General features: G+C 60.1%; 22 protein-coding genes, 1 tRNA gene and 1 pseudogene. 11 read left to right on the top strand and 13 right to left on the bottom strand.

The window, feature by feature from the left end:
- Positions 1–7 precede the first annotated feature (7 nt).
- The 3 genes from RHO23_RS04635 to RHO23_RS04625 all read right to left on the bottom strand — a co-directional run bounded on the left by RHO23_RS04635 (position 8) and on the right by RHO23_RS04625 (position 3627).
- Complete coding sequence (locus tag RHO23_RS04635; RefSeq protein ID WP_064408454.1) at positions 8–814, bottom strand: energy-coupling factor transporter transmembrane component T family protein; 807 nt, start codon at positions 812–814, stop codon at positions 8–10.
- Positions 811–2811 carry an ABC transporter ATP-binding protein gene (locus RHO23_RS04630; protein ID WP_423489168.1) on the bottom strand — a complete coding sequence of 667 codons (2001 nt, stop codon included), beginning with the start codon at positions 2809–2811 and terminating at the stop codon, positions 811–813. The genes RHO23_RS04635 and RHO23_RS04630 overlap by 4 nt, the downstream gene beginning before the upstream one ends.
- An 84-nt stretch (positions 2812–2895) precedes the next feature.
- Positions 2896–3627 (bottom strand): VIT1/CCC1 transporter family protein, encoded by a 732-nt coding sequence (locus tag RHO23_RS04625; protein ID WP_264921551.1) that lies wholly within the window; start codon positions 3625–3627, stop codon positions 2896–2898.
- A 59-nt stretch (positions 3628–3686) separates the two neighbouring features.
- On the opposite strand from RHO23_RS04625, the gene RHO23_RS04620 reads away from it, so the two are divergent.
- Positions 3687–4403 carry a DUF5642 family protein gene (locus RHO23_RS04620; protein ID WP_030095242.1) on the top strand — a complete coding sequence of 239 codons (717 nt, stop codon included), beginning with the start codon at positions 3687–3689 and terminating at the stop codon, positions 4401–4403.
- Between the two features lie 382 nt (positions 4404–4785).
- On the opposite strand, the gene RHO23_RS04615 is transcribed toward RHO23_RS04620, so the two are convergent.
- Entirely contained in the window at positions 4786–5739 is a 954-nt protein-coding gene (locus RHO23_RS04615; RefSeq protein ID WP_423488726.1) for a LysR family transcriptional regulator, read from the bottom strand.
- A 351-nt stretch (positions 5740–6090) separates the two neighbouring features.
- Here RHO23_RS04615 and RHO23_RS04610 point away from each other — a divergent pair, with 351 nt between their 5' ends.
- Positions 6091–6558 (top strand): hypothetical protein, encoded by a 468-nt coding sequence (locus RHO23_RS04610; RefSeq protein WP_070921694.1) that lies wholly within the window; start codon positions 6091–6093, stop codon positions 6556–6558.
- A gap of 501 nt (positions 6559–7059) precedes the next feature.
- On the opposite strand, the gene RHO23_RS04605 is transcribed toward RHO23_RS04610, so the two are convergent.
- The gene (locus RHO23_RS04605; RefSeq protein ID WP_423488725.1) at positions 7060–7266 is read right to left on the bottom strand and encodes a hypothetical protein; all 207 of its coding nucleotides are present in this window, start codon (positions 7264–7266) and stop codon (positions 7060–7062) included.
- Between the two features lie 198 nt (positions 7267–7464).
- On the opposite strand from RHO23_RS04605, the gene RHO23_RS04600 reads away from it, so the two are divergent.
- Positions 7465–8013, top strand: a complete 549-nt coding sequence (locus RHO23_RS04600; RefSeq protein WP_423488724.1) for a hypothetical protein — start codon at positions 7465–7467, stop codon at positions 8011–8013.
- Here the strand turns inward: RHO23_RS04600 and RHO23_RS04595 are convergent.
- The 3 genes from RHO23_RS04595 to RHO23_RS04585 form a co-directional block, all read right to left on the bottom strand.
- The gene (locus tag RHO23_RS04595) at positions 8010–8501 is read right to left on the bottom strand and encodes a hypothetical protein (protein ID WP_423488723.1); all 492 of its coding nucleotides are present in this window, start codon (positions 8499–8501) and stop codon (positions 8010–8012) included. The genes RHO23_RS04600 and RHO23_RS04595 overlap by 4 nt on opposite strands.
- A 253-nt stretch (positions 8502–8754) precedes the next feature.
- A complete protein-coding gene (locus tag RHO23_RS04590; protein ID WP_423488722.1) occupies positions 8755–9018 on the bottom strand; it encodes a hypothetical protein in 264 nt (87 codons plus the stop codon).
- A 236-nt stretch (positions 9019–9254) separates the two neighbouring features.
- A complete protein-coding gene (locus RHO23_RS04585) occupies positions 9255–9473 on the bottom strand; it encodes a hypothetical protein (protein ID WP_082629815.1) in 219 nt (72 codons plus the stop codon).
- 131 nt (positions 9474–9604) lie between these two features.
- Between RHO23_RS04585 and RHO23_RS04580 the strand changes: the two are divergent.
- The 3 genes and pseudogenes from RHO23_RS04580 to RHO23_RS04570 all read left to right on the top strand — a co-directional run.
- Positions 9605–10142: pseudogene (locus RHO23_RS04580) on the top strand (hypothetical protein); the annotation flags it as partial.
- 2241 nt (positions 10143–12383) lie between these two features.
- Entirely contained in the window at positions 12384–13049 is a 666-nt protein-coding gene (locus tag RHO23_RS04575; RefSeq protein WP_423488721.1) for a hypothetical protein, read from the top strand.
- 176 nt (positions 13050–13225) lie between these two features.
- Complete coding sequence (locus RHO23_RS04570; RefSeq protein WP_423488720.1) at positions 13226–13891, top strand: hypothetical protein; 666 nt, start codon at positions 13226–13228, stop codon at positions 13889–13891.
- Between the two features lie 678 nt (positions 13892–14569).
- On the opposite strand, the gene RHO23_RS04565 is transcribed toward RHO23_RS04570, so the two are convergent.
- On the bottom strand, positions 14570–14842 hold the full coding sequence (locus tag RHO23_RS04565; RefSeq protein WP_064408440.1) for a hypothetical protein: 273 nt from the start codon (positions 14840–14842) through the stop codon (positions 14570–14572).
- A gap of 800 nt (positions 14843–15642) precedes the next feature.
- Here RHO23_RS04565 and RHO23_RS04560 point away from each other — a divergent pair.
- Entirely contained in the window at positions 15643–17019 is a 1377-nt protein-coding gene (locus RHO23_RS04560; RefSeq protein ID WP_155524922.1) for a hypothetical protein, read from the top strand.
- 64 nt (positions 17020–17083) lie between these two features.
- Here RHO23_RS04560 and RHO23_RS04555 read toward each other — a convergent pair whose 3' ends face one another.
- Positions 17084–17500 carry a hypothetical protein gene (locus RHO23_RS04555; RefSeq protein ID WP_423488719.1) on the bottom strand — a complete coding sequence of 139 codons (417 nt, stop codon included), beginning with the start codon at positions 17498–17500 and terminating at the stop codon, positions 17084–17086.
- Between the two features lie 826 nt (positions 17501–18326).
- Here RHO23_RS04555 and RHO23_RS04550 point away from each other — a divergent pair.
- Positions 18327–18791, top strand: a complete 465-nt coding sequence (locus RHO23_RS04550; RefSeq protein ID WP_064408435.1) for a hypothetical protein — start codon at positions 18327–18329, stop codon at positions 18789–18791.
- Positions 18792–18802: 11 nt separating this feature from the next.
- Here the strand turns inward: RHO23_RS04550 and RHO23_RS04545 are convergent, their stop codons facing one another.
- A complete protein-coding gene (locus RHO23_RS04545; protein WP_155524920.1) occupies positions 18803–19030 on the bottom strand; it encodes a hypothetical protein in 228 nt (75 codons plus the stop codon).
- Positions 19031–19631: 601 nt separating this feature from the next.
- Entirely contained in the window at positions 19632–19856 is a 225-nt protein-coding gene (locus RHO23_RS04540; RefSeq protein WP_064408432.1) for a hypothetical protein, read from the bottom strand.
- Between the two features lie 107 nt (positions 19857–19963).
- On the opposite strand from RHO23_RS04540, the gene RHO23_RS04535 reads away from it, so the two are divergent.
- On the top strand, positions 19964–20794 hold the full coding sequence (locus RHO23_RS04535) for a DUF1707 SHOCT-like domain-containing protein (protein WP_064408431.1): 831 nt from the start codon (positions 19964–19966) through the stop codon (positions 20792–20794).
- 85 nt (positions 20795–20879) lie between these two features.
- On the top strand, positions 20880–21404 hold the full coding sequence (locus tag RHO23_RS04530; protein WP_064408430.1) for a hypothetical protein: 525 nt from the start codon (positions 20880–20882) through the stop codon (positions 21402–21404).
- A gap of 247 nt (positions 21405–21651) precedes the next feature.
- On the opposite strand, the gene RHO23_RS04525 is transcribed toward RHO23_RS04530, so the two are convergent.
- A tRNA-Asn gene (locus RHO23_RS04525) sits at positions 21652–21724 on the bottom strand.
- Between the two features lie 225 nt (positions 21725–21949).
- On the opposite strand from RHO23_RS04525, the gene RHO23_RS04520 reads away from it, so the two are divergent.
- Complete coding sequence (locus tag RHO23_RS04520) at positions 21950–22198, top strand: hypothetical protein (protein WP_030095233.1); 249 nt, start codon at positions 21950–21952, stop codon at positions 22196–22198.
- The last annotated feature ends 9 nt before the right edge of the window (positions 22199–22207 follow it).

The following is a 22207-nucleotide window of genomic DNA, read 5'->3' as shown; positions in this document are numbered from 1 at the left end:
TCTCGCGCTACAGCACCTCGAACAACACGACGGCGGTTCCGACCGCGATGAGTACCAGCAGGGCCACGGCATCCCATCGGCCTGGCCGGTGCGGATGCGCCGCGATCTGCCCGCTGCCACCGCGCGCGGTGATGGCATCGCCCATTTCGGAGGCACGCCGCAGCGCGACGGTGATAGCCGCCGTCAGCATGTCGACCACCTCGGCCACCCAGCCCAACCCGCGCCTACCCTCGCGCACCTGCGGCGGGCGCAGCCTGCGGGCCGCGATGAGCACCCGGAACTCGTCGGACAGCATGGGGAACGAACGCAGCGCCAACGCCAGCGTGGCGGCGCGCTCGTCGACGGGAATGCCGAAGACCTTCGACGGGCGTCCCAATAGCGCCACGGCGGGCGCGATCTCGGAGACATTGGTGGTCCACGACACCATGGCTCCCGTGCCGAGCAGCACCAGCGCCACCGCAGTCGTGCGCGCCACCGCCAGCACGCCGTGGAATCCGATGGTGAGTCCACCGATATGCCAGAACGGCGGCCCGCCGCTGAAGAACACCGTGAGGCTGCCACCGATCACCAGCGCCAGCATCCAGATCGGGATGGTGGGCACCGCACCGCGCGGGATGTGGGCCAGCCACGCGGTAATGATCACCAGGGCCGCCACCGCCCCGATCGCCGTCCAGGTAGGGAACAACGTCAGCAGCACCGAGATGAGGAATACCGCAATAAGTTTGGTCCCGGCCCACAACCTATGGATCGGGGAGGTTCCGGGGACGGGGCGCAGCAGAACCACCGGGCGGCGCGGTGCACGTGTCGTCGTCATGAGCGACTCCCCGACCCGACCGATTCCGGCAGCAGCACCCCGGACTGCATATGCACCGTGCGCGGACACAGCTCCTGCATGCCATCGAAGTCGTGCGAGATGACCACGATGGTGAGCCGTTCGCGCTCGCGTACCTGAACCAGCAGCCGCAGCAGACCCGCCTGCGACTCGGCATCCAGACCCGCGAGCGGCTCATCGAGAATCAGGGCGCGCGGGGAACGCGCCAGCAGCCCGGCGAGCACCACCCGGCGCATCTGACCGCCGCTGAGCTGATCGATGGGACGCTTGACCAGGTCTGCTTCGAGCCCGACGCTGGCCAGCGCAGCCACGATGCGGTCAGTATTGCGGACGGAAAATCCTGCCGCCGAAGCTATTTCGTAGTCGACGCGGCTGCGCAACAGCTGCAACCGGGCGGCCTGAAAGCTGATGGCCACCGACCCGACCTGATCCGAGACCGGCTTACCGTCCAGCAGGCACTGCCCGGAGGTTGGTTTGGTGAGGCCGGCGGCAATCCAGGCCAGTGTCGACTTGCCCGAGCCGTTGCCGCCGTGGATGAGCACACCGTCGCCCTCGTGCACCGCAAGCGACACGTCGTGCAATGCCGTTTTCGCCCAGGGAGTTCCGCTGGCGTACTGGTGTGCGACGGAATCGAACTCGAGAACAACGGGCGACTCGGTATCGGGCCGCGCGGCCGTGGTGGTGGGCACCGGCACCGTCTGAATCGCCGCGGTCGCCGTCTTGCCGTTGACCGCCCGCAGCGCGATCTCGCGATCCGCGGCGGCGGCCTCGGACTGGAAATGAGTGATGTGTACCAGTGACATCTGGTGCTGATCGGTGAGCCGGGACAACACGCCCAGCAGATCCTCGCGCCCCTTCGGGTCGACCATGCTGGTGATCTCGTCCGCCACCAGCAGTGCGGGGTCGCGCGCCAGGGCCGAGGCCACCGCCAGACGTTGCAACTCCCCGCCCGACAGTGAGGAGGTGCTGTGCTCGGCCATCCCCTCCAGACCGACTTCGCGCAGCAGGCCCTCGATGTCGACGTCGTGATCGGCGGGCAGACCCCACACCACATCGTCGGCGACCTTGGTGCCCAGCACCTGACTTTCCGGGTGCTGCATGACGATTGCGGTGCCGCCGATGGCGCCGAGCCCCACCGAGCCCGGCCGCTCGATCTCCCCCGACGTGGGTTCACGCCCGGCCAGGATGCGCATCAAGGTGCTCTTGCCCGAACCGTTGGGCCCGGTGATCGCGACATGCTCGCCGACTTCGATGCTCATCGAAAGCGGCGCCAAGGCATCGGATTCACCGCGCGGATAGCGGAATCGCACATCGCGCAGACGGGCGGGCACCGGCCCCACCGCACCCGCCAGTGTCGGCGGATCGAGCTGGTGCACATCGGGAATCACGGCCAGGCGCTTGATCACACGAGAGAGCACCCACCAGCCGAACAGTGCGTTGAAAAGCACGAACACGAAGACGATGCCACCGATGAACCACACCCAGTTGCGCATCGCGAAGTCGATGGCGTTCGTCGCATTCACGCCCACGGGCTCCAGGTGCGGGATGTGGCCGATCATCTTGAACAGGCCCTCCAGCGAGGCGCGCAGGGCATCGAAGAGCAGGGTGCGCATCCGGTTCAGCAGGGCCAGCGCACCGACTGCCAAGCCAGCGATGATCGCGCTGCAGATAACCCCGAGCACCGTCAGCAGGGGCATGCCGTGTCCGCGTCGGCGCACTACGCCGGTGAGGCCACCGATGTAGACGCAGTTGCCCATAGCGATCAAGCCGCCGAGCCCGGCGAGCAGGAAGGCGATGACGCCGCCGGCCACGGCGGCGGCCAGCAGCACCCGCACGCGGTAGCGATATCCGAGCAGCCCCATGGGTACGGCGCCGAGTAGCTGGACGGCGCCCAGGATCGGGAGGGCGACCCCGACGATGACCATGGCGGCGGTGAGCGCGGCCATGACGGCCGCCTGCGCCAATTCATCGGGTTTCAGCGGCACCCTGGTGAAATTCACTTCACAATTCTGCCAGCCGGTTTGCCCGCTCTCAGCACATTCTCAGCTTCGCGCGTCGCGGCGCTAGTTCACTGCGACGCCGATCAGATGCCCTATCACGTACGTGGCACCAATAGCGATGGCGCCAAAGGCCAACTGCCGCAAGGCGCTCAACCAGGGGGCACGCGCTGTGAAGCGTCCGGCGACCCACCCGGCGACCAGCAGACCCGCTCCCCCGCAGGCCAGCCCTGCCAGTAGTGACGCGAATCCCAACAGGAATGGGATCAGCGGCACCACCGCACCCACCGAGAACGTCAGGAACGAGGAGATCGCGGCTACCCACGGCGACGGAATATCGTTGGGGTTGATGCCGAGCTCCCGGGTGAGGTGAATCGTCACCGCGGTGTTCTCGTCCTGGTGGATCTCGGCGGCAGCCGTGGCCGCGGTCTGCGGCGAGAGCCCGATATCGCCGAGCATGGCGATGAGCTCCTTCTTCTCGGCGTCGGGGTGCAGTTGGATGGCGCGGCGTTCCACGCTCGCCTCGTGCTCGATCTGCGAGTTGGACGTCGATACCGACGTGAACTCACCCAGCGCCATCGAGAACGCACCCGCCACCAGACTGGCCGCCCCGGTCAGCACGATCGCATGCGTGTCCAGCCCGCTAGCACCCACACCGGCAACGAGCGCGGTGTTCGTGACCAGGCCGTCCATCGCTCCGAAGGTGGCCGCACGCAACCATCCCCCGGACACGTCTGGGTGCGTGTGGTCAAATTCATGCGGTAGTTCGGCAGATTCCGCAGAGCCGTCGAGTGCCACGATGTACGAATCTACTTCCAGGTGCCTGAAAACGCACTGCTCAGAGGGGAATTACCGACATGAATCGTTCACTGACCGTTTTCGGCACCGTGGTGTTGGCCGGCGGGCTGATGCTGGGCTGTTCGAGCAATGACAAGAAGGACGAGTCCGCGGGCTCATCGGCCAGCAGCAGCGCCACCACCTCCACGGCAGCCGCGAGCAGCTTCGATATCGCCAAGATCGACGCCATCAAGGACCAGTTCCCCGCCGGATACACCGTCGAGGTGCAGCCCAAGACCACGGTGACCCAGGCGATGCTCGATCAGATGAAGGGGATCTTCGACAAGGCCACCTTCACCCCGCAGGAGTGCGCCGACAAGATGCTGGGTGCCTTCCCACAGGTGACCGGGACGTCCATGCAGGGTGTCACCGGCGCCAAGGGCAACGGCGACCCGATGTCCAAGACGATGATCATCGCCGCGGCGATGGAGACGGTCAGCCCGATCCCCGCCGACACCACCAACGGGGCATGCGACAAGTTCTCGCTGTCGATCGCCGGCATGGCGGAAGGTACCGGCGAGAAGATCGACGCCCCCGCGATCGACGGTGTGAAGACGACCGGGACGTCCACCAACATCAAGATCAGCGCGCCCGGCATGGAGAAGGAGATGGTGCAGATCGCCTACTCCGCTCAGCTCGACGACCACCACGCTGTGTCGGTGTCGGGCATGGGTGATGTCGACCGCAATGAGCTATCGGATGTCTTCGTGAAGGCCGTCAACGCCGTTAAGGGATAGGCCTAACCGGGATGCCCGCCCCCGCAGCGAGGGGCGGGTACCCGGGCATTCCCCAGTACGCACCCGGCGGGTAGTACCCGTAGCCGTACCAGGCTGAGCTGGGCACACCCTCGCATTTGGAAGTGTTTCCGGCAGAGGCACACACGGTCGCGTGCGCGGTGCCCGCCGCAGGGCTGGGCAAGATCATTGGCGCTAAAGCCAGAGCTCCGACAGCAAGTGTCGAGCAGAGAACTCGCGCCACATTATGTGGTCGCTTCATGGCTCCAGAATACGCCGCGTGTCGGCACCAGCTGACGGATTCTCATACCACCTGTGATTGGCGTCTAATTCCATGCAGGCATAGCAGCACAACACGTGGACGACAGGCAGATTCGCCAGGCCATCAAGACATTTCGGGTAGTCGGTGCACTGCCGGATCCTGCAGGAGCTTCAGAATCGTATCGATGGCAGGATCATGTGATCCCGCACGGGTGAGAGCCAGTATCTGCGTCTGGATGGAGCGCGGGGGTTCTAGTGCTTCTGAAGGTATTCTGTTGGCCACCAACGGCTTCAGCACGACCTCCGGCGGGGCGATGATGAAACGCATTCGCGACGGCACAAACGCAACACACGATCCGGAAGCCACGTGCGCAATCAGCCCGATCGTGGTGTTCGCGCTCGCGGTCTGTCGCGGGGTGAAACCAGCAGCTTCACACATCGAAACGAGTTCGCTCACGAGGGATGTATGTGCCGTCCATGGCAGCGCGAAGCCTTCGTCTGCCAGATCTCCGACGGCCACATGCGGTTCCTGCGCCAGCCGGTGGTCGGCAGACAGCGCGACCATGATCGGCTCGGTGGTCACCAATGACGCCGACAACCCCGTCAAATCACCAAGCGGGCCATACATTATCGCCACATCGACGTGCCCGGACTTCGTGCGTTCGATCAGTTCGTCGTATCGGTAATCCTGCAGCACTATCTGCAAGTGCGGCAGATCCTGCTGACATCGACGCAGCAGCGCGGGAACGAACGTGTACGCAAGGGAATCCGTCGCCCCTAGCCTGAGCCGGCTCTCCTCGCCCCGGGCGATTCGACGCGCGCGCATCACGGCCGCCTGCTGTGCCTGGAGAATTCCCTCAACTTCGGCGGCGAATGCCTGACCCGCGGGCGTGAGCTCGACGGCGCGCGAGGTTCTGACCAACAACGTCACACCCAGAGACTGCTCCAGCCTGCTGATCGCCTGGCTCAGCGAAGGCTGGCTGATGTAAAGACGATCGGCCGCTCGCCCAAAATGCTTCTCCTGAGCGAGAACACAGAACTGCTGCAGCACCCGCGGGCTCAGGTCAACCGACTTCACCTCACCAGTATTGCGTCAAAAACCGGCACACCCCACGACAGAACCGAGCGTATTTCCGAACCGAATGTGATGTAGATCAATCCCCCCTCCGTCGGCCAACGGATTTACCTCGCACGATTGTCTACAGACTATGAATCCGGCGGGTGGTTGGTATTGGACGACAATGCCTTGCGAACCTGAAATGGGTGTCACACGGCATGCCTATCGGCTGCCTGCGCCGTCTTAACTGGATAAACACAGAACCAGAAAAGACACATAGACCAATTATCAACGCGGAACCGGCACAGTCGAGTTCCAACTTCTTTCTCAGTGACTGGCAAACATAAGGCGGACAACCCGATGGGAGTGCCTATGAAACACGGCGTAGCGGGATTTCAATCTGGTTGTCGGTGCGCTAGGTGCTTCACCGACGAGACGCAGCGTGCGCAAGACATAGCCGAAGCCCAGTTTCGTTACTGGGAGCCGATCAACGAGGCCGCCGACGAAAGCTGGGCCAACCGCTGGCGTCTGTGGACACCTCAACGTTCAAACGTTCGCTCGTGGGCCTCCCATGAAATCGCCCTGGCCCGCGACCGGTCGATACCGGCACGCAAAGTAGCCGCACGCTTGGGACGCACCCTGAGCGCCGTCAACGCCATGAGATACCGCCCCGTGGAGCAGGGGGAGCCCGAGCCGATTGAATCGATCGACGCGGCGGCGGTTTCCACCGACGGGATACATCAGCCCCATGACGAGCACAGCCTGATCATGGGGATCCCGGCACCCCCGGAAGAGAACCCTACGGCGGCCGACACCTTCGACAAACAGAAGCTTCCCTAGCCTCCGAAGCTGGTAGAGCGAAATCCCTTGTATTCCAATTACATATCTCCACTCGTCGCCAGCGGTGCCGACAACCATGGTGTCGTAACGGAGCTTTGCGTTGCGGCTTACGGCGAGGAAGTTTCTGATGAACGTGCGCGCATTTCCCCTGACCACCGAGCGCTGGATCGAGGCGGAAATCTACTGTTGGGGAAAACATCTGAAGGTTTCGGTCACGCGATTGTCATTTCACCGGCGGCCAAAAGCTGCAACCGATTGACAAGTGGACTGGCGGTCCGCCAAGGCATTACCGCGTTTCTCATTGGACAGCCTGTACATAATCGTAAATACCGCGCTGTACTTATTTCAGGAAATACTCAGAATGATCTTGGGTTTGTCACAGCTATTCCGGCAGGCCCAATACCACCCGCTATGGCGAATACAACATAAACCGGCCAGAACTTTGTCGGCCAAAATAATAAGGATTCCAATGTCGATGTATGGCTCTCGGGCTGGTTGGCGTTATCGAGTGACCTCAACGTTGGTACTGGTCTCGGTCTCGATGGCGACGTGTCCGGGTGTGGGATGGGCGGCGCCGCCAGACCCTCCCGCCCCTGCCCCCGCGCCGGTGATGTCCATGCCCGAGCCCGCTGCTGCACCGGCCCCGGCGCCTGCGCCAGTCATGTCGATGCCCGAACCTGCCGCCGCACCTGCCCCAGTGGCGTCCATGCCCGAACCTGCCGCCGCGCCAGCCCTGGTCCCAAGCGTGCCCACTCCGGGGGGGGGGGGGGATCTGCGCCCGCCGCAACAGCGCCGGCTCCGGCTCCGGCAAGTCTTGAACCCGTAGCACCCGTGCCCACGAGTCCCGTGACGCCAAATGTTGAATCCGCAACTCAGACACCGTCAGTGTCGTCGGGAGGTACCGATATGCCGCCCACTGCCACAGCGGTACCGAGCCAACCCGCAACCGCCCCCTCACCAACATCACCAACGCTCGCACCAGGAGCGACCACGCATCCGACCACTGCCGCCACCGGCCGACCGGAAGCGGCCACCCCGGGCACGTCGCCCAAACCCGCGCCGTCTGCCGGCAATGAGCCCGGACGCAAGGAGGCCACCAAGCCCGGGCACGACGATTCAGATCTCTATGCTCGCCATCAGTGGCGCTACCCCTGGCGCTGGTGGCGAGACTTGGCCTGGGACAGCGCATATCCCTACGATTGGCCGAATAGCGGCTACTGGAATTACTGGTATCCCACGTGGACCAACACCTGCCCGTACCGGTGCCCGACCAATGACAACGGCCCGTACCCGCCCGATGTTCAGAACTACCTCGACGCCCATCCCGACCTAGCCGCCGAGTTCGCGCGCGTTCACGAGTTCCCGTGGGAGCTCCGTCGCGGCGAGATTCAACCCTTCCTCAATGAGCATCCCAACTACCTCGCCTGGTTCAACGATCGCCAACCCTGGATTTAGTCGGTCTCCGCAGCACCCGGGTCAACCGGCTGACCTATGCCGACGGTGATCGACTTTGCACCGCAATGCAGAGTCAGGGACTGCATGATCGCTCCCGGAAGCACCTCGAAGGCAACGGTGTACGTCTCTTGGTCCCCGGCGAGAACGTCCTCAGGGTTGCCCAAGAACTGATCGATCTTCGGCAGCGGCACCACGACCCCCTGCGAGGTGTCCAGCGACTGATCGGCGACGGTGAATGCAGTCGACTTCTCAGTTCCGTTGTTCGTGACCAGAATTGAGAACGCCGCCCAATATCCGGTCGGTCGCGGCAGCGACCCACGCGAGGTGAGCATCGGCACCATGTTGCCGAAGCGCACCACCTGCTGAACCTTGCAAGCCAGCGGGCCATCGCTGATCTCGGTATCCATCGGCGGGAGCGCTGGGGCACTTGAGCACGAAACGAGGGCACCGACTATCCAGAGGGCGAACACACCGACGGTGTTCCTCATAGCGCACCTCACGCTCGATCGACATACGACCCGGCCTGGTTACAGAATTCTCCAAGAAATTAGCCGATGACAGAAGCGCGCACAGGTACGACCCCGCCGCATCCAACGTCGTCGTCACTCCAGCCGTCTGGGACCTTTTGTGGCGCCATGGTCTTCGATGAATACCTGTCCATAGTCGGGGAGCATATTGACATCGAGTAAGACCTCGTTGGTGTCATTCGGTCTCTGTCGTCACGCCCACCAGTGACGTTCCCTAGCCGTCATAGGTGATTCCCTGTTGTTGGGCGAGTGCCCGGCGGTGGACAGCTTCGTCGTGCGGAGCATCGAGCGGCATGTTTCTGTGCACCACTAACGAAGCTTCACCTGCGTCAGCTTCGGATCCGTTGCTCACACCGTCGGCGGAATGAGACAGGTGCATGCCGATCTCGTTGGGACAAGCGGGATTCGATTCAATTGCCTGGGGGATGGATGTACTCGAAAGTTCGAGGCGGCCATGACCGTCCTGCGTCTGGAACATCTAGATGTTCGCGTAGGTTGCCATCGAGGCCCACCGCAGTCTCGGCCCGCTCACCGCTGACCGTGCCGCGGCCGACGACCGTGAGAACGCGATCAGTGAAAATTTCAAGGTCGCGCCCGGGGATACCGACGTTCTCGAGCTTGATGGGCCTGCGGCGGATGCTACCGAGACGATCGCTTATCGGATCCCGACGCGCTCAAGTCATCTGGTCGCGCGGCAAACGGCCAGTCGCCGCGCTACGTCACCGGCAAAACGACCGCGGTGAGCACGTCGCTCGCGATCAGCCGAGTCCCGACAACCAGCGCACCAGACATGCCGATAACCATAGCTGCGAGACAGAACGCGACCCAGCTCGCATCCGCCAGGACACCGCGACCACCCGTATTGCCAGATAGCCAACGGTTACCAGTAAGTTCACCATTCCCATCCAGTGAACGAACCGGAACAGCAAACATACAACCATCTTCACATCTCTAGACATAATCCGGTTCGATCTGTAATGATCTCGGAATTAGTTCGCGTACGGCACGCGTAGAGCAAGAAGCATGGGGGTCTTCAGCATATGGCCATGAGCGATCACTGGCGCATGCCTGCCGGTTTGCGTAAAGCATCGGCCCTGGCCGCTATTGTGGCACTCACCATTGCCGGCGGAAAGGTCGCTGGCGATAGCACCGTACCCGGCACCGGATTGTCGACCGTGCAGACTGCCGCTGCCGACCCGACCGGCCCTACAGGCCCAGGTGGCGACGGGGGCATGAACGGTAGTCAGTTCCAGCCGCCTTCACCCCCCAGCTCAATGCCGGATTATCAGGGCGGCATCAATCAACCGGCGCTTGATCAAAACAATGGGATTTCGATCTACAACAGCGGTGTCCAGGGTGCACCTCAACAATCCGAACAACAGGCTGGACAACAACCTCAACAGGGCCAGCAGCCGCAGCATGGCACCCAGATCCCTGACTACTCGACTTCACCTGGATATACCCAAGGACCCGGTCGACCTAATCCCGACAATCAAGGGCCTCAACAAAACTCGCCACAACAATCACAACAAGGCCAACAACAGTCGCCTCAGCAGAACGATCAAGGCCAGCAGCCAAGCCAGCAGCAACCGACGCAGCAGACACAAACTCCCACAAACAGTCAGCAACCATCGCAATCGCCGACGCAAACATCAAGCCCAAATCAGGAAGACAAGCAAGAACAACAACGGGACTGTCAATACATCTCGGGCCTGTCATCTGCGGTCGACGGGAAAATCACCTACACCGCGCCTGCCGAGATCGCCCAGCAAGTCGCCAACGCAGCCAAGAAGTGGAATGACCTCGGCGGTATACAGATTACCCCGGCAAGCTCCTCGGACAAGTCGCGCGACGACAACAGCTCGGATCAAGAGTCATCTGACGACTCCGACTCGCAAACCACACTCAACATTGAGGTAATCAATGACCCTAAGGAGGCTTGGGGCGGCCGCCACACAAGCGCTGACGGAGACTCCCCTGCCAAAATCCTGATCAACCTGGCCCGCATAAACAACGCTGGCCCTGGTGGTTTGGAATCTGTACTCGGCCACGAACTCGGGCATGATCTCGGCCTGTCCGACAGCGTACCTGGACAACTAATGGCTCCATCCGGTCCGCTGCCAGACGGACCTCAGGCCCTGGATGCCCAACTCCTACAACAGGTCAGCTCTCAAGGAGCGAACCAGCAATGTGCCCAACAGAAACTGCAGCAAGCTCTCCAGGAATTCTGGTGCCCATTCGGAAGTTGGCCTGATGGTAGTTGTGTAGGCGCAGATACAGCCCGCTCTGTCAGAGATTTCTATTCCGGCGAAGCGAAGATGCTTTGGGAGGACATCAAAGGTATTTGGGATGCTGTTCAAACCCTAGCCAAAGCTGCCGGCAACACCGACGACGGTATTTCTCGTTCTGCATTACGGCAAGCGCTAGGGCCGTTGGTTGGCCTCGGGCCGGACGGCAGTCCTGGCGTTGCAGATGCCTGGCTAAATCTGGGACGTGATCAACGTCAGCAGTACTTGGGCTGGGATTACTGGGCCTCGGGGCAGTACGAGAAGGCCGTCCAAAGAATAGGCGTATCGGCCTTCGAGCTTATCGTGACCCTAGGTGGCGTTGGTGTGGTCGCCAAACTTCTCAAACGCATTGGCACGGCAGTCCGTGAGGCAAAAAATGCGATTGAACTTGTTAAATCAATCATAGCTCCAGGAAAGCTGGATTATATATTCGGAAAAGTTACCTCATCTCCAGAAAATATGGCGAGATCGATATCGATGTACAAGCAACTTAACGCGATCGGCGTATTTGACAATACCGCCGGTAGAGAACTTGTACGTCAGAGCTTAGAGGCGGCAGCCAAATCGACAGACAACATCGTCAAGGAAGAAGTTAGGAACGGCGTCACCACACTTACCAAAGAGTCTTTATTGGCGGGCCCCAATGGTATATTGAAACTACAGTCATTCTGGGAAGTCACAAGTGAAGGCTTGCGCTTAACCAGTGTGATTCCGTTTGGAAAATGAGCGAAGGGATAATCAAGATGCTTGAGTATCCAGCAGACAGTGAGATGGCCGATAATTTAGGCACCTCCCCCGTCATTTCTCTCGAAAATGACTTGTGGAAAAGGTCGATAAGTCATTCAGTAGGTAAAGAAGATCTAGTTTTGACGTATGACGAAACTGGTTTCGTGTGCTGGAAGGCATATTTTGAGAACCGGTTGATTCTATCGTCATCAAGAGACCAGGCACGCTTAATCACGGTTTGGTCCAAAAACGGAGAAGCCTACATAGCGATAGACTTTGAGGGTGAGTTCAGTAAGGGGAGGGTAACTGTTCGTCTATATCCGGATATTTATATTGAAGACTTTCAGAGGCTTTAAATATGGTTCAACCCGTCGAACTTTTGGATCTAGATGACTAGAGTCATGTCGAAGCCAGCGAAGAGAACACGTCTCAACCTAATTAGGAACCGCCATGCCGCGTTCCGTGTTGTCGCAGTACTGTCTACAGCTTTGATATTGAGCAGTTGCGAGCAAGCCGAAGGCGAGAATATTGAAGGAGTGGTTCGTGCTTTCAATTCCGCTGTGGACCGGGAAGATTACCCAGCTGCCCGAGCTTTGAGCTGCGGAAAGATGGCTTCCGATCTGTCGCGCTCCGATGATGAATTGCGAACTGGCCGAGATGTCGCGGGTCTGATAGGCGGGGTGAAATCCCAGTTAACCGCGGTAGCGGCTCCTTACATCCAGGGTGACACTGCTCATGTTCAAATAACTGTGAAATATACCAGTCAGCTATCGGGTGCGAATGATGTAACTCGAAACTACGAACTCAATATGCAGAAAGAGAGCCCTGGGTGGAGAATCTGCTCATACGTGCCAGCCGCTCAATAGATCATCCGCTATTTTCATGGCATCGACAGGCTATCCGAAGCATGCTTCTCGGCAGCATATGCGCGGTTGTTCTTGCGTCGTGCGGTAACGACTCAACAACAGAGGGCACTCCAGCGAAAACCACCCAGGTGGAGCCGATAACGACCTCGTCGGTCGCCTCTGCCCCGGCCGCTGATTTTCCCTCAATCCGCGAAGTAGTGCCCCACTACGCCACCGACGTCCGGGACTTGCGGCGCCTTGCCGGGCTGGCCGAAGCCGTGTTCGCCGGCACTGTATCCGAACAGTCCGGTGTCATCATCCGGTACGGACAGGCCAATACCCAGTTCAAGGTCAACGTGCTGCAGGCATTGAAAGGTACACCCGCAAACACTGTGACTGTCGAACAGGAAGGCGGCCGTGACGAGAAAAAGAACACTACTTACATCATCAAAGACGACACACCACTGAAGGTGGGCGGAACCTATTTGTTTGCTGCAACCTATCGTGAGAACGAGCGCGTCTACGGCATCATTCCTGTCTATGGAAACACCCCGTTGACCGACGAACAGACCAGCGAACTGCAGGCAGGTAAGACACCACAACCGGTCACCGAGATGCGCGGAGCCGTCGCACACCAAATACCGTCATAGACGTAACCAACGACCCCTCAAGGCGGGGTGAAAGCCCAGTTAACCGCGGTAGCGGCTCCTTACATCCAGGGTGACATTGCTCATGTTCAAATAACTGTGAAATATACCAGCCAGCTATCGGGTGCGAATGATGTAACTCGAAACTACGAACTCAATATGCAGAAAGAGAGCCCTGGGTGGAGAATCTGCTCATACGTGCCAGCCGCTCAATAGATCATCCGCTATTTTCATGGCATCGACAGGCTATCCGAAGCATTCTTCTCGGCAGCATATGCGCGGTTGTTCTTGCGTCGTGCGGTAACGACTCAACCACAGAGGGCACTCCAGCGAAAACCACCCAGGTGGAGCCGATAACGACCTCGTCGGTCGCCTCTGCCCCGGCCGCTGATTTTCCCTCAATCCGCGAAGTAGTGCCCCACTACGCCACCGACGTCCGGGACTTGCGGCGCCTTGCCGGGCTGGCCGAAGCCGTGTTCGCCGGCACTGTATCCGAACAGTCCGGTGTCATCATCCGGTACGGACAGGCCAATACCCAGTTCAAGGTCAACGTGCTGCAGGCGTTGAAAGGTACACCCGCAAACACTGTGACTGTCGAACAGGAAGGCGGCCGTGACGAGAAAAAGAACACTACTTACATCATCAAGGACGACACACCGCTGAAGGTAGGCGGTACCTATTTGTTTGCTGCAACCTATCGTGAGAACGAGCGCGTCTACGGCATCATTCCTGTCTATGGAAACACCCCGTTGACCGACGAACAGACCAGCGAACTGCAGGCAGGTAAGACACCACAACCGGTCACCGAGATGCGCGGAGCCGTCGCACACCAAATACCGTCATAGACGTAACCAACGACCCCTCAAGGCGGGGCTCGTCATACGAGCGGATAATCCGAGAAGCTGCCATCTTCGTTTGCTGGTGGTAGCAAATCACATAGCTGTGTAGCGGGCGTCACCGCAAGTGAGAGTCGCCCGATCCGTATCAAATGAAGCCGCCTAGCAACGTGGCATATCGTTGTGAACATGCACTATGGGGGTCCAGCAAGATCATTCTGGCAGTGGTGGGCGAAGGGGTTCATCGGCTCCCCTCGGCGGCAAGCAGTCAGTCATGCCCTGCAACAGTTCGTCTCGATGACCGTCCTGTTCGCGGCCATCGACGTGGCGACCTGGGAGAACGACAGATATACCTATGCGTTCCAGATCGCACTAATCGCTCTCATCGCGTACCCGGCCAGCCTACTTCTGAGCCGCATCCAAAGTGAACGTCTCATTGAACATCAATGGGCACTGTGGGTGATCGACGCAAGCTTCTCAACCACGTCTGACCGACTGAGCCATGCACGAGCGGCATACGAGAGATTGGACCACGTCGCCCGGCGCTCTAGCAGGGCCATCGCCGTCTCATGCGATCCTGCAATCGCCTCTGCCACATACCCGTAGGCCGCGCCCACCGGTCTAGCATCAGACCCGTAACACGTTCGGGCGCAAGGATCGCCGCCTGCAGGCCGAGCGTGGCACCGATCAGCTCACCACCAAAGATGACACTCTCGAATCGGAGAGCGCCAGCCAGTCCGAGCATGTCGTGAGCGGCGACAAGGAAGTTGCACTCCTCGCCATCGAAACGACTGAGGCCCTGCGCGCGGCCGCTCGATACCCGGCTTCGGCGAGAGTGTCGGCTAGCGGCTGCAGCACCACTGTGTCGCACATGAGCGCGCCGGTGAACGCGACAGGCGGCCCGTCTCCCCCACTATCGGTGTAGTGGATCGATTGCCCATTCACGTCGATGTGCGGCATACGGGCAGCGTATTACTTCATTCGACATGCTATGAAGGCTTTCGGAGTTTGCGGTCACGGCTATGCGCTGCGAACACAGATCAGAGGGGTGACGATGATCGAGGGGTCCAGATTGAGAGGGACACGCTGGCGTTGCGTTAACACGTTCCGCGGAGTGCGACCACAAAGAATCGCATCGGCGATAGCTGTAACAGCACTGCTCTCCGGCTGCACCCCGTGGACAAAGCCCGTCCGGCGCTGCAACCGATTCAGGATCTCCCATACAGGTTGACTGCAACCAAAAATGGAATCCATTCGCAGACAAAGGATTAGCAAGGATTGCTGTCGACTTGCTCATCGGGGGCCTTTCACGATCTCAATCGATCGACTCTTACCTGTCCGATGCGCTGCTTGCCAAGGTTAGAGCTCTGCCCGAGGCGGAGGCCCAAAACTATCTCCGGAGCATGATTTTTCGGGACGGGATGGAGCCGAACCTATCAAGCATCAAGACAACGCTGGATCTCAACCGGGGAGAGCCCAGTTACATCGAAAGTGTCGCGTACTACGACCGCGACATACGCCCGGGTCTTAACCATGAGCACGTGCGGATAACCGTGGTCTTTGAAGACGGAGCGTGGCACGTTGACGATTGGACTCGGTCGAGTTGACTATCGGGCGCCATGAGGGACGAGGCGAGCGAGGGGTGACGTGAAAAGGACTGCCATCATCCCCGGTATTGCCGGTGCACTGCCGATCGTGGTCCAGTTGGCATGGAAGGCTGTTCATGCATCGAGGGTTGGGGTGCTTATGGGAAGGCGTGGATGAAAGTCGTCGATGTGCCATTGCCGGGCCCGTTGTCGTTGTGGGCACGAGTTGCGGCCATGAAAGCCGTCTATCTGCTGTGGGATACGGACCCGGCAGACCCATTCAGCGATGAGTCAGGCCCGGGTGTTCTCACTGGCGGCAGGATGATGTTCGATCCCCAGGACGGAGACTGGTTCGAACTCGTCCGATACGGCAACGATCGCGCGCTGATGGTCGGAGCCTCGCGGTTCGATGAATTCGTCATCAGTGATTTGCCTTACTGCTTGGACCTGCTGGCGCGTGCGCCGGCGTGGGCACCGATCGCTGAGCTGTCACCGAGGGTCCTCGCGCACGATGTGACAATCTTTCATTGGGAGGAGCGTGGACACCACCACCGCTCACCGACGGTGACGGACACGCACTGGAATGGGCTGTTTGAAGGATTTACCAGCGCCGAGAACTTCGTTAATGCGTTGTGGGAGTATGGTAATCAGTTAGCCGTTTCAGATTGCGAGTCCAACCAAGCGCCGTGGAACGAAGCCGAGTCTGACGAATCTGGGCCTGAACATGTTGATGAGCATTGGATAAATCTGGACTGGAACACGGTCGAGCCAGCCCCGCAGTACGGCGATGAGTACGAGCCCTTGGGGGAATTGTTCGAGCAGGCCGAGGTCTACGAGGTGACTGTTGAGGTGCTTGAGCGTGTTGCCGCGATCAAGGGGCGCTCCGACACCACCGTGGCCGCGCGCTGGCTCGCAGCCTGCGGGGTGTTGTGTGGCTCTGTCACCCCGCACGAGCCCGAGCCGGCACCATTTAGTGGCATAAGAAAACGCAGAAGACTCACCGAAAAACAGCACGGCGCACAAGTTCTCGACTGGCTGTTGGCTTCACCGGAGATACCGCGCACACCGGCACCGATATCGCCGACCCTCGACAAGGTCATCGATGCAGTGAAGGCCGCTTACCCTGGGCGAAACAACTTTATTTTCAAAGCGAGAATGACCGAAAGAAGCATGTCGTTGTCCGACGACTCAGCAGAGGATTTTCTGCCTGACTTATCCCCTGCCGACGCCAACGATTCCTGGCAGGACGGCCCGTCGCAGCACGTAATGGCACAGGCTGACATCTTCACAGTCCTACGCCAGTTATGGGAGCAAGAGCGCCACCCCGAACACGGTACTTGGATGTTCTTCAAGATGACGATGGCTGACGGTCATATAGACATCGAGCGCGTGTACGACCACTGGCCGTCATGGTTCTCTGTAGAAGAACTAACGACAGTCAGCCAGCGACACGTACTCATCCGTGAATTCGCCTCGCGCACAACGCAATGGCGCCCCGGCTGGTACGACCAAGCCCAAGACGACTACGCACTTGAAGACGTTACGCCATAGCGGTCAGGAGACCTGCTGAGGCAAACCGGCCCACCGAAGATCAGCTGACTCGACTTCCCCGGATCTACGGCCCCGGCCGCGAGTAGATGTTGAAGCCGAATCGCTCCAACGGTTGCAGCACCGGCGACTCGGAAAAGCTCGAATTTGGATCGACGACCTCAACGTCACAGTAGGTAGCGAAGGTGATCATTTCGCCGTGGTCGTATGCAAACGCGTACCACTTGTAGTTGTTGTTGAACAGGTCAACCTGCATAGGCAGTTCGGCAGTGAAGAACGCGAACACCACCTCTGCATACTCGCCGTTGGGCTGAACCCACGCCTTGCAGACAGCGCTGGCTGTGGCATGAGGAAAGCGCGCATTAGGGGCTCGCAAATGATAGACCGGGGGCTCACACACGGCCGCAATCCAGTCCGTTGGCCATTGCGCCACTCGGTTGATGGACGCGAATTCATCACCGGGTGGAAGGTTGTGCAGCCGCAAGGCGACTCGTTCGCCGCTGCGCCCGAACCCCGGAAGATTACTCACGAGTGCTAGCAGCCAGGCAGCAGTCACGATTGTCGCAACTGCCCCCGCAAGCACCGTGCCGACCAGGCGGGCACGCCGCTTCCAACCCCGATCACACACAACCAATGGCGCTCTACTCGGCATCGACACCTCCCTGCGGGGCTGTTCACAGACCTGCCTTCCCGGTTCAGTCTGGCTATCAATCTTCGCCGGGACCTCGCAACCGTGTGAGTTCTTCACTCAGTGTTGATTCCAGCGCAGTGGGCCCAGGATCAGGTGCGGCGCGGCTTGCGAGCACCTCCCGCACCGTTCTCAATAGCGATAACTCGGACTCAATGTCGGCCGCGGCGCGCTGGCCGTCTGCACGTACCCCTCGTACGCGCAGCAGCCATCACACTCATGCGCCGCGAACCTCTCCCAGCCCTGAGCAACCCACAACACGAATTGATCCGGATCGGGATGGGCCTGACCGTGCACACAAATACAGTCCAGAACACCGTTTGACCGCCACCGCTGCGGCCAAACACGCATGTGATGGTCGCTGGGGTTATGGATGACGCAAACCATGCCGGCGCAATCATCGGGCGGATGCCCAGCAGCAAACCCATTCACCTCGCCATGATGAATGCTGCGACCTTGGCGCAGCAAGTGCGGACATACGCGTCACTGAAATATGCCACTACACCTGTCGTGGTCCAGCCTGAGGACCTGCGACACGGTTGACAACAACGCTTGTCCCGTTAGCTGTGAGGGTTGTACGCTGCCGTCACGGTTGGGGCAACCATCATCATGTAAGGGAAACATGCGTGACAATCGTGCCGCCAAGTGGCCGTTTACCGGTTGGATCATCGTTGTCGGCGGCATCCTGCTAGTACTCGGAGTCGCGAACTCCACTAGCTGGGGTATCGATGATGGGCTTCCCAAGGCCGAACCGGCACCGGTGGTAGTCCAATTGCTGAATCCCATTCAGGCGAACACAAGCGTGCCGGAATGCCAGCAGCAAGCAGCACCCAAGTGCGACGGCACTTTCCGTGTAGCCGGAGACCATTCCCCCGCCGGCATCCTCACGGGGTGGATCCGCACCGAAGGCACACAGCCCGGCAGCCACCAACACTGCACATGGATACGGCTATCCGGCCCCAACATGACGATGGAAAACACCCTCGCCTCGGGCAACGTGACAGAAGGCCCAGCCACCGTGCAGATCAAACCCAGCGACTACGCGTTCGCGACCTATGGCTGCCTGCCCTGGCAGAAAGTCGGATAATCCATTCCGGGCTAGCATTCGAGTTCGGCGGCAACCGACGGTGGTACCCCCTCGCCGGCGCAACCGAACCCACTGCCGTATGTGACTGTGCGCCAACCGGCGCCGTCGTTGTGGAACAGCACGATGCTGGGGGGATTCGTGTTGGGGGCCTTCATGGAGATCAGGGCCTTCGCCCAATCGCCGGAGCACAGCACCTTCTTGACGGCAAACGACCCGGAAAGCGCTTCGTGCCCGGACATTTGCGCCGCCGACTTCAAGACGTCCGCCGTCGCCGACGAGCAGGGGGATGCGGATTCACTCGTGGCCAAGGGCAGGACCGATTGGTCAGCAGGCACGGCGTCGTGCGAGACGCCTCCTCTACAAGCGGTCACAGATGCAACGGCAGCCGCATAGATCGTCGCGTGCTTGATCATGTCCATCGCACTGCACCCCTCGTTCGGCCCGGCCGAACAAAACAGTAACCGCGCCGGGGGTCAAACAGACCGCCGACTGCGGAGTTCGTGGTCAAACCAGCCACCCGCGGCGACGAACGACTCGACTCACTCTGACTGAGCCAACTCATCGAGCAACACGCCGTCAGCGATGCACTGATCAACAACCCGCAACGGGACCTGCACACGCTTACCTCCGTTAACCGACTCGGCTTCTACATAGCTGAACGGCCCCCACCGGATGGCTTTCACGACGAATACGACTGAATCATGACCTGTGAAAGCCCACTTGAACGTGCTTCCCACATGGGCCATGACTGTTCTCCTGCCCTACCATCCGCCGACCGGACGATGAGAAGAATGAAGTACCCGGCGAACTTTGGCCCAAACCCTCAATCCGGAGACTGGATCAAAGCCTGGCGATGTACTGGACGAGATCTGGATGCAGGACGTGTCGGGTGTAGTCGCTCGCCGGGTCTGGCCTCCAGAACACGGGCAGGTCGCGCTCGCCGATCACCTCGCCGCAGCGACGAAGCAGATCATCACTCAACGGCTGGCCCAGACGCCTGCGCAGTTCGGTTTGCAGCTCCTGCGGAATGGCTTTCCAGACGGCGGCAGCGCCAAGTTCTGTCACCGCGCAAACATTAGGCCAATGCCCTAGCAACTCGTGGTAGATGCGAAAGAATTGGACTTCTGCGTGATTTAACAGGCATGTCCAAGCGTCGGCATTAACCTCGTAGCGTGGATGCCGACGATGCCCTGGTGCGGGCACGCGATATCGACCGGCTGGAAGTGATGGCCGCTTTAGATACCGCACTCACCGATGGACAGCTACGTCACGGTGAATACCGTGAACGGGTTCAGAAAGCTCAAAACGCCGCCACCTTGAACGAACTCGCAACAATCACCGCAGACCTTCAACCCCACCCCGTTGCATCACCTGCACTCGCGCCAGCATGCCACCGGAGAAGGCTGTTGGTGGTGGCGAGCGGTCTGACGGCCGCGGCCGTGGCGGTTGCCGGATTCTTCGTAATCAACGCATCACCAACCCACCAAGCTGCACCACCAGCCGCAGCGCCCGTAGAAGTGACCAGTCCCCTCGTCTCCGGTGCGCTCTTGAAAGCAGATGGACTGCGCGAGATAACGAACGCGACCCGCGCCCGGTTTCACACCACCGTCGTTCTGGGAGTGCACGTCTATGGCGATAACGCTCAGCTGCACGTGCTCGATCCAAGTTCACCGACCGGCCTGGCTTACTACGACTACTCAGCGGGCGGCCGCTTCCACAACCCACAGGTCTATGGCGGAACCTCAGTCAATTCCGGGCACGCTGGTCCCATAGATCTGGCGGCTATAGATGTGGACGCTGTAGCTGCCTTGATCAGCTCAGCACCCGAGCGCCTCGGCCTAACGCCGGGCAATGTCGGCAATGACCACTTCCGCGTCACCATCGGAGGAGACGACGGCGGCGAAATCTGGATGGGCGTGAACAACAACGGCCTAGACTCCCACCTCGTCGCTGACCTCGCTGGCAATATCAAAGGAATCCACCGCTGCCAATGGGGCTGCTAACCAGGTCAAGCAAAAGGGCGGGCGGCCAACGCGCTAGCGTCGCAACCTCGGAGAAGAGAGTTTGCCACAAAAATATACTTCGCTAGTGGACCTTGGATTCAAGATTGCTCGCTGGTGGCTGCGCTGGCCCGTCTACTCGACACTGTTTTTCCTTGTCCTGGTAGCGCTGAGTTGGGACGGCAAGACGCACGCAAGCTGGCTGATCACGCTTGCATCTTTCGCAGCGGTGGTGGGTTTCGTGGCCGCCCTAGCCGATAGGAAAGACAGCCTCGCCGCACGCGATGTGGTGAAAGACCTATCACCTCAACAGCGTTCACAAGCTATGCGTGCCACTCGCCGCGGTCCGGTACCCGCCGATCCAGCCGTACTACACGCAGCTACGCGGCTCGCTCAGCCCAGTCTCGGCAAGAAGGGAGACCCATGGGGACTCATGGTGGTGGGGATCTTCACCGCAATCAGCTTCGATGATCTGAATCGCGTCAACATGCTCGGCGTCCTGTGTCTCGCCGCTATCGGCAGCTATCAAATGATCAATCCCGCCCGGCTCGACGCACGAGCCCAACTACTCGACCAAGCCACCAAACACGCAGAACTCGACCCGGCCCGATAGCAGGAATCCACCGCTGCCGACAGAGCCGCTAACTAGCTCGATTCAAGCAACGAGGGCTCACAGGCGAACTCCGCACCGGTGGATGACCTGCATCGTGATTCTGCAGCAGGTGCCCTGCACGGCAAACGGGCCTACAACGCGAACACGCCAGCACAATCTGTGCTGGCGTGGACTCGCATGGAGTGTCAGATGCGGTGCGACGAAGTGCATTAGCTACGCCACTAGATCTGAAATACCGCTTGACCTGCTCCCCCGCTTGGACTCGAACCAAGAACCGTCCGATTAACAGTCGGAAGCTCTGCCAATTGAGCTACAGGGGACTACCGGATCGCATCAGTTTGTACCGCGAACCGAGGCATGACTTTAGCCTACGGGTAGGGGTGAAAGCCAAACCGTATGCCCGCCGCATCGCCCGCCTACGAGCGACAAAGACGGTGAACATCGCGGTTGTCGCATAGAAGCGGGCAGATGTGACCTGCCTGACGCAGCCGTTCACAGCTGCGTCAGGCAGGATAGGGAGAACTTCGTTAGTTGGTGGAGGGTTCGTGATTCGGGTTTTGTTGGTGCTGGCCGCTGGCTACGTGCTGGGTGCGAAGGCTGGCCGTCGCCGATACGAGCAGATCGTCAATGGGTATCAGGCCGTCACCGGCAGCCCCGCGACCAAGAAACTGATCGAGATCAGCCGTCGGCGCCTGGCCAACTCGCTGTCCCCTGACCCCCACATGGTGGAACTCACGCCGATCGACGAGACGACCATGATCTTGGAGCCCGAGCCTCAGCTCGACAACAAGTAGGAGCGCTGC

Origin of the sequence: Mycobacteroides sp. PCS013 (assembly GCF_049532645.1) — a bacterium.
In the GTDB taxonomy this organism is placed as follows: Bacteria; Actinomycetota; Actinomycetes; order Mycobacteriales; family Mycobacteriaceae; genus Mycobacterium; species Mycobacterium gwanakae.
This window is presented reverse-complemented; position numbering and strand designations above follow the sequence as displayed.

Coding starts and splice junctions, on each gene's coding strand:
- RHO23_RS04635 (WP_064408454.1), bottom strand. CDS start 814: ATGACGACGACACGTGCACCGCGCCGCCCGGTGGTTCTGCTGCGCCCC.
- RHO23_RS04620 (WP_030095242.1), top strand. CDS start 3,687: ATGAATCGTTCACTGACCGTTTTCGGCACCGTGGTGTTGGCCGGCGGG.
- RHO23_RS04610 (WP_070921694.1), top strand. CDS start 6,091: ATGAAACACGGCGTAGCGGGATTTCAATCTGGTTGTCGGTGCGCTAGG.
- RHO23_RS04605 (WP_423488725.1), bottom strand. CDS start 7,266: ATGGACGCCACTGGGGCAGGTGCGGCGGCAGGTTCGGGCATCGACATG.
- RHO23_RS04600 (WP_423488724.1), top strand. CDS start 7,465: ATGCCGCCCACTGCCACAGCGGTACCGAGCCAACCCGCAACCGCCCCC.
- RHO23_RS04595 (WP_423488723.1), bottom strand. CDS start 8,501: ATGAGGAACACCGTCGGTGTGTTCGCCCTCTGGATAGTCGGTGCCCTC.
- RHO23_RS04590 (WP_423488722.1), bottom strand. CDS start 9,018: ATGTTCCAGACGCAGGACGGTCATGGCCGCCTCGAACTTTCGAGTACA.
- RHO23_RS04585 (WP_082629815.1), bottom strand. CDS start 9,473: ATGTTTGCTGTTCCGGTTCGTTCACTGGATGGGAATGGTGAACTTACT.
- RHO23_RS04565 (WP_064408440.1), bottom strand. CDS start 14,842: ATGCCGCACATCGACGTGAATGGGCAATCGATCCACTACACCGATAGT.
- RHO23_RS04560 (WP_155524922.1), top strand. CDS start 15,643: ATGAAAGTCGTCGATGTGCCATTGCCGGGCCCGTTGTCGTTGTGGGCA.
- RHO23_RS04550 (WP_064408435.1), top strand. CDS start 18,327: ATGCGTGACAATCGTGCCGCCAAGTGGCCGTTTACCGGTTGGATCATC.
- RHO23_RS04545 (WP_155524920.1), bottom strand. CDS start 19,030: ATGTCCGGGCACGAAGCGCTTTCCGGGTCGTTTGCCGTCAAGAAGGTG.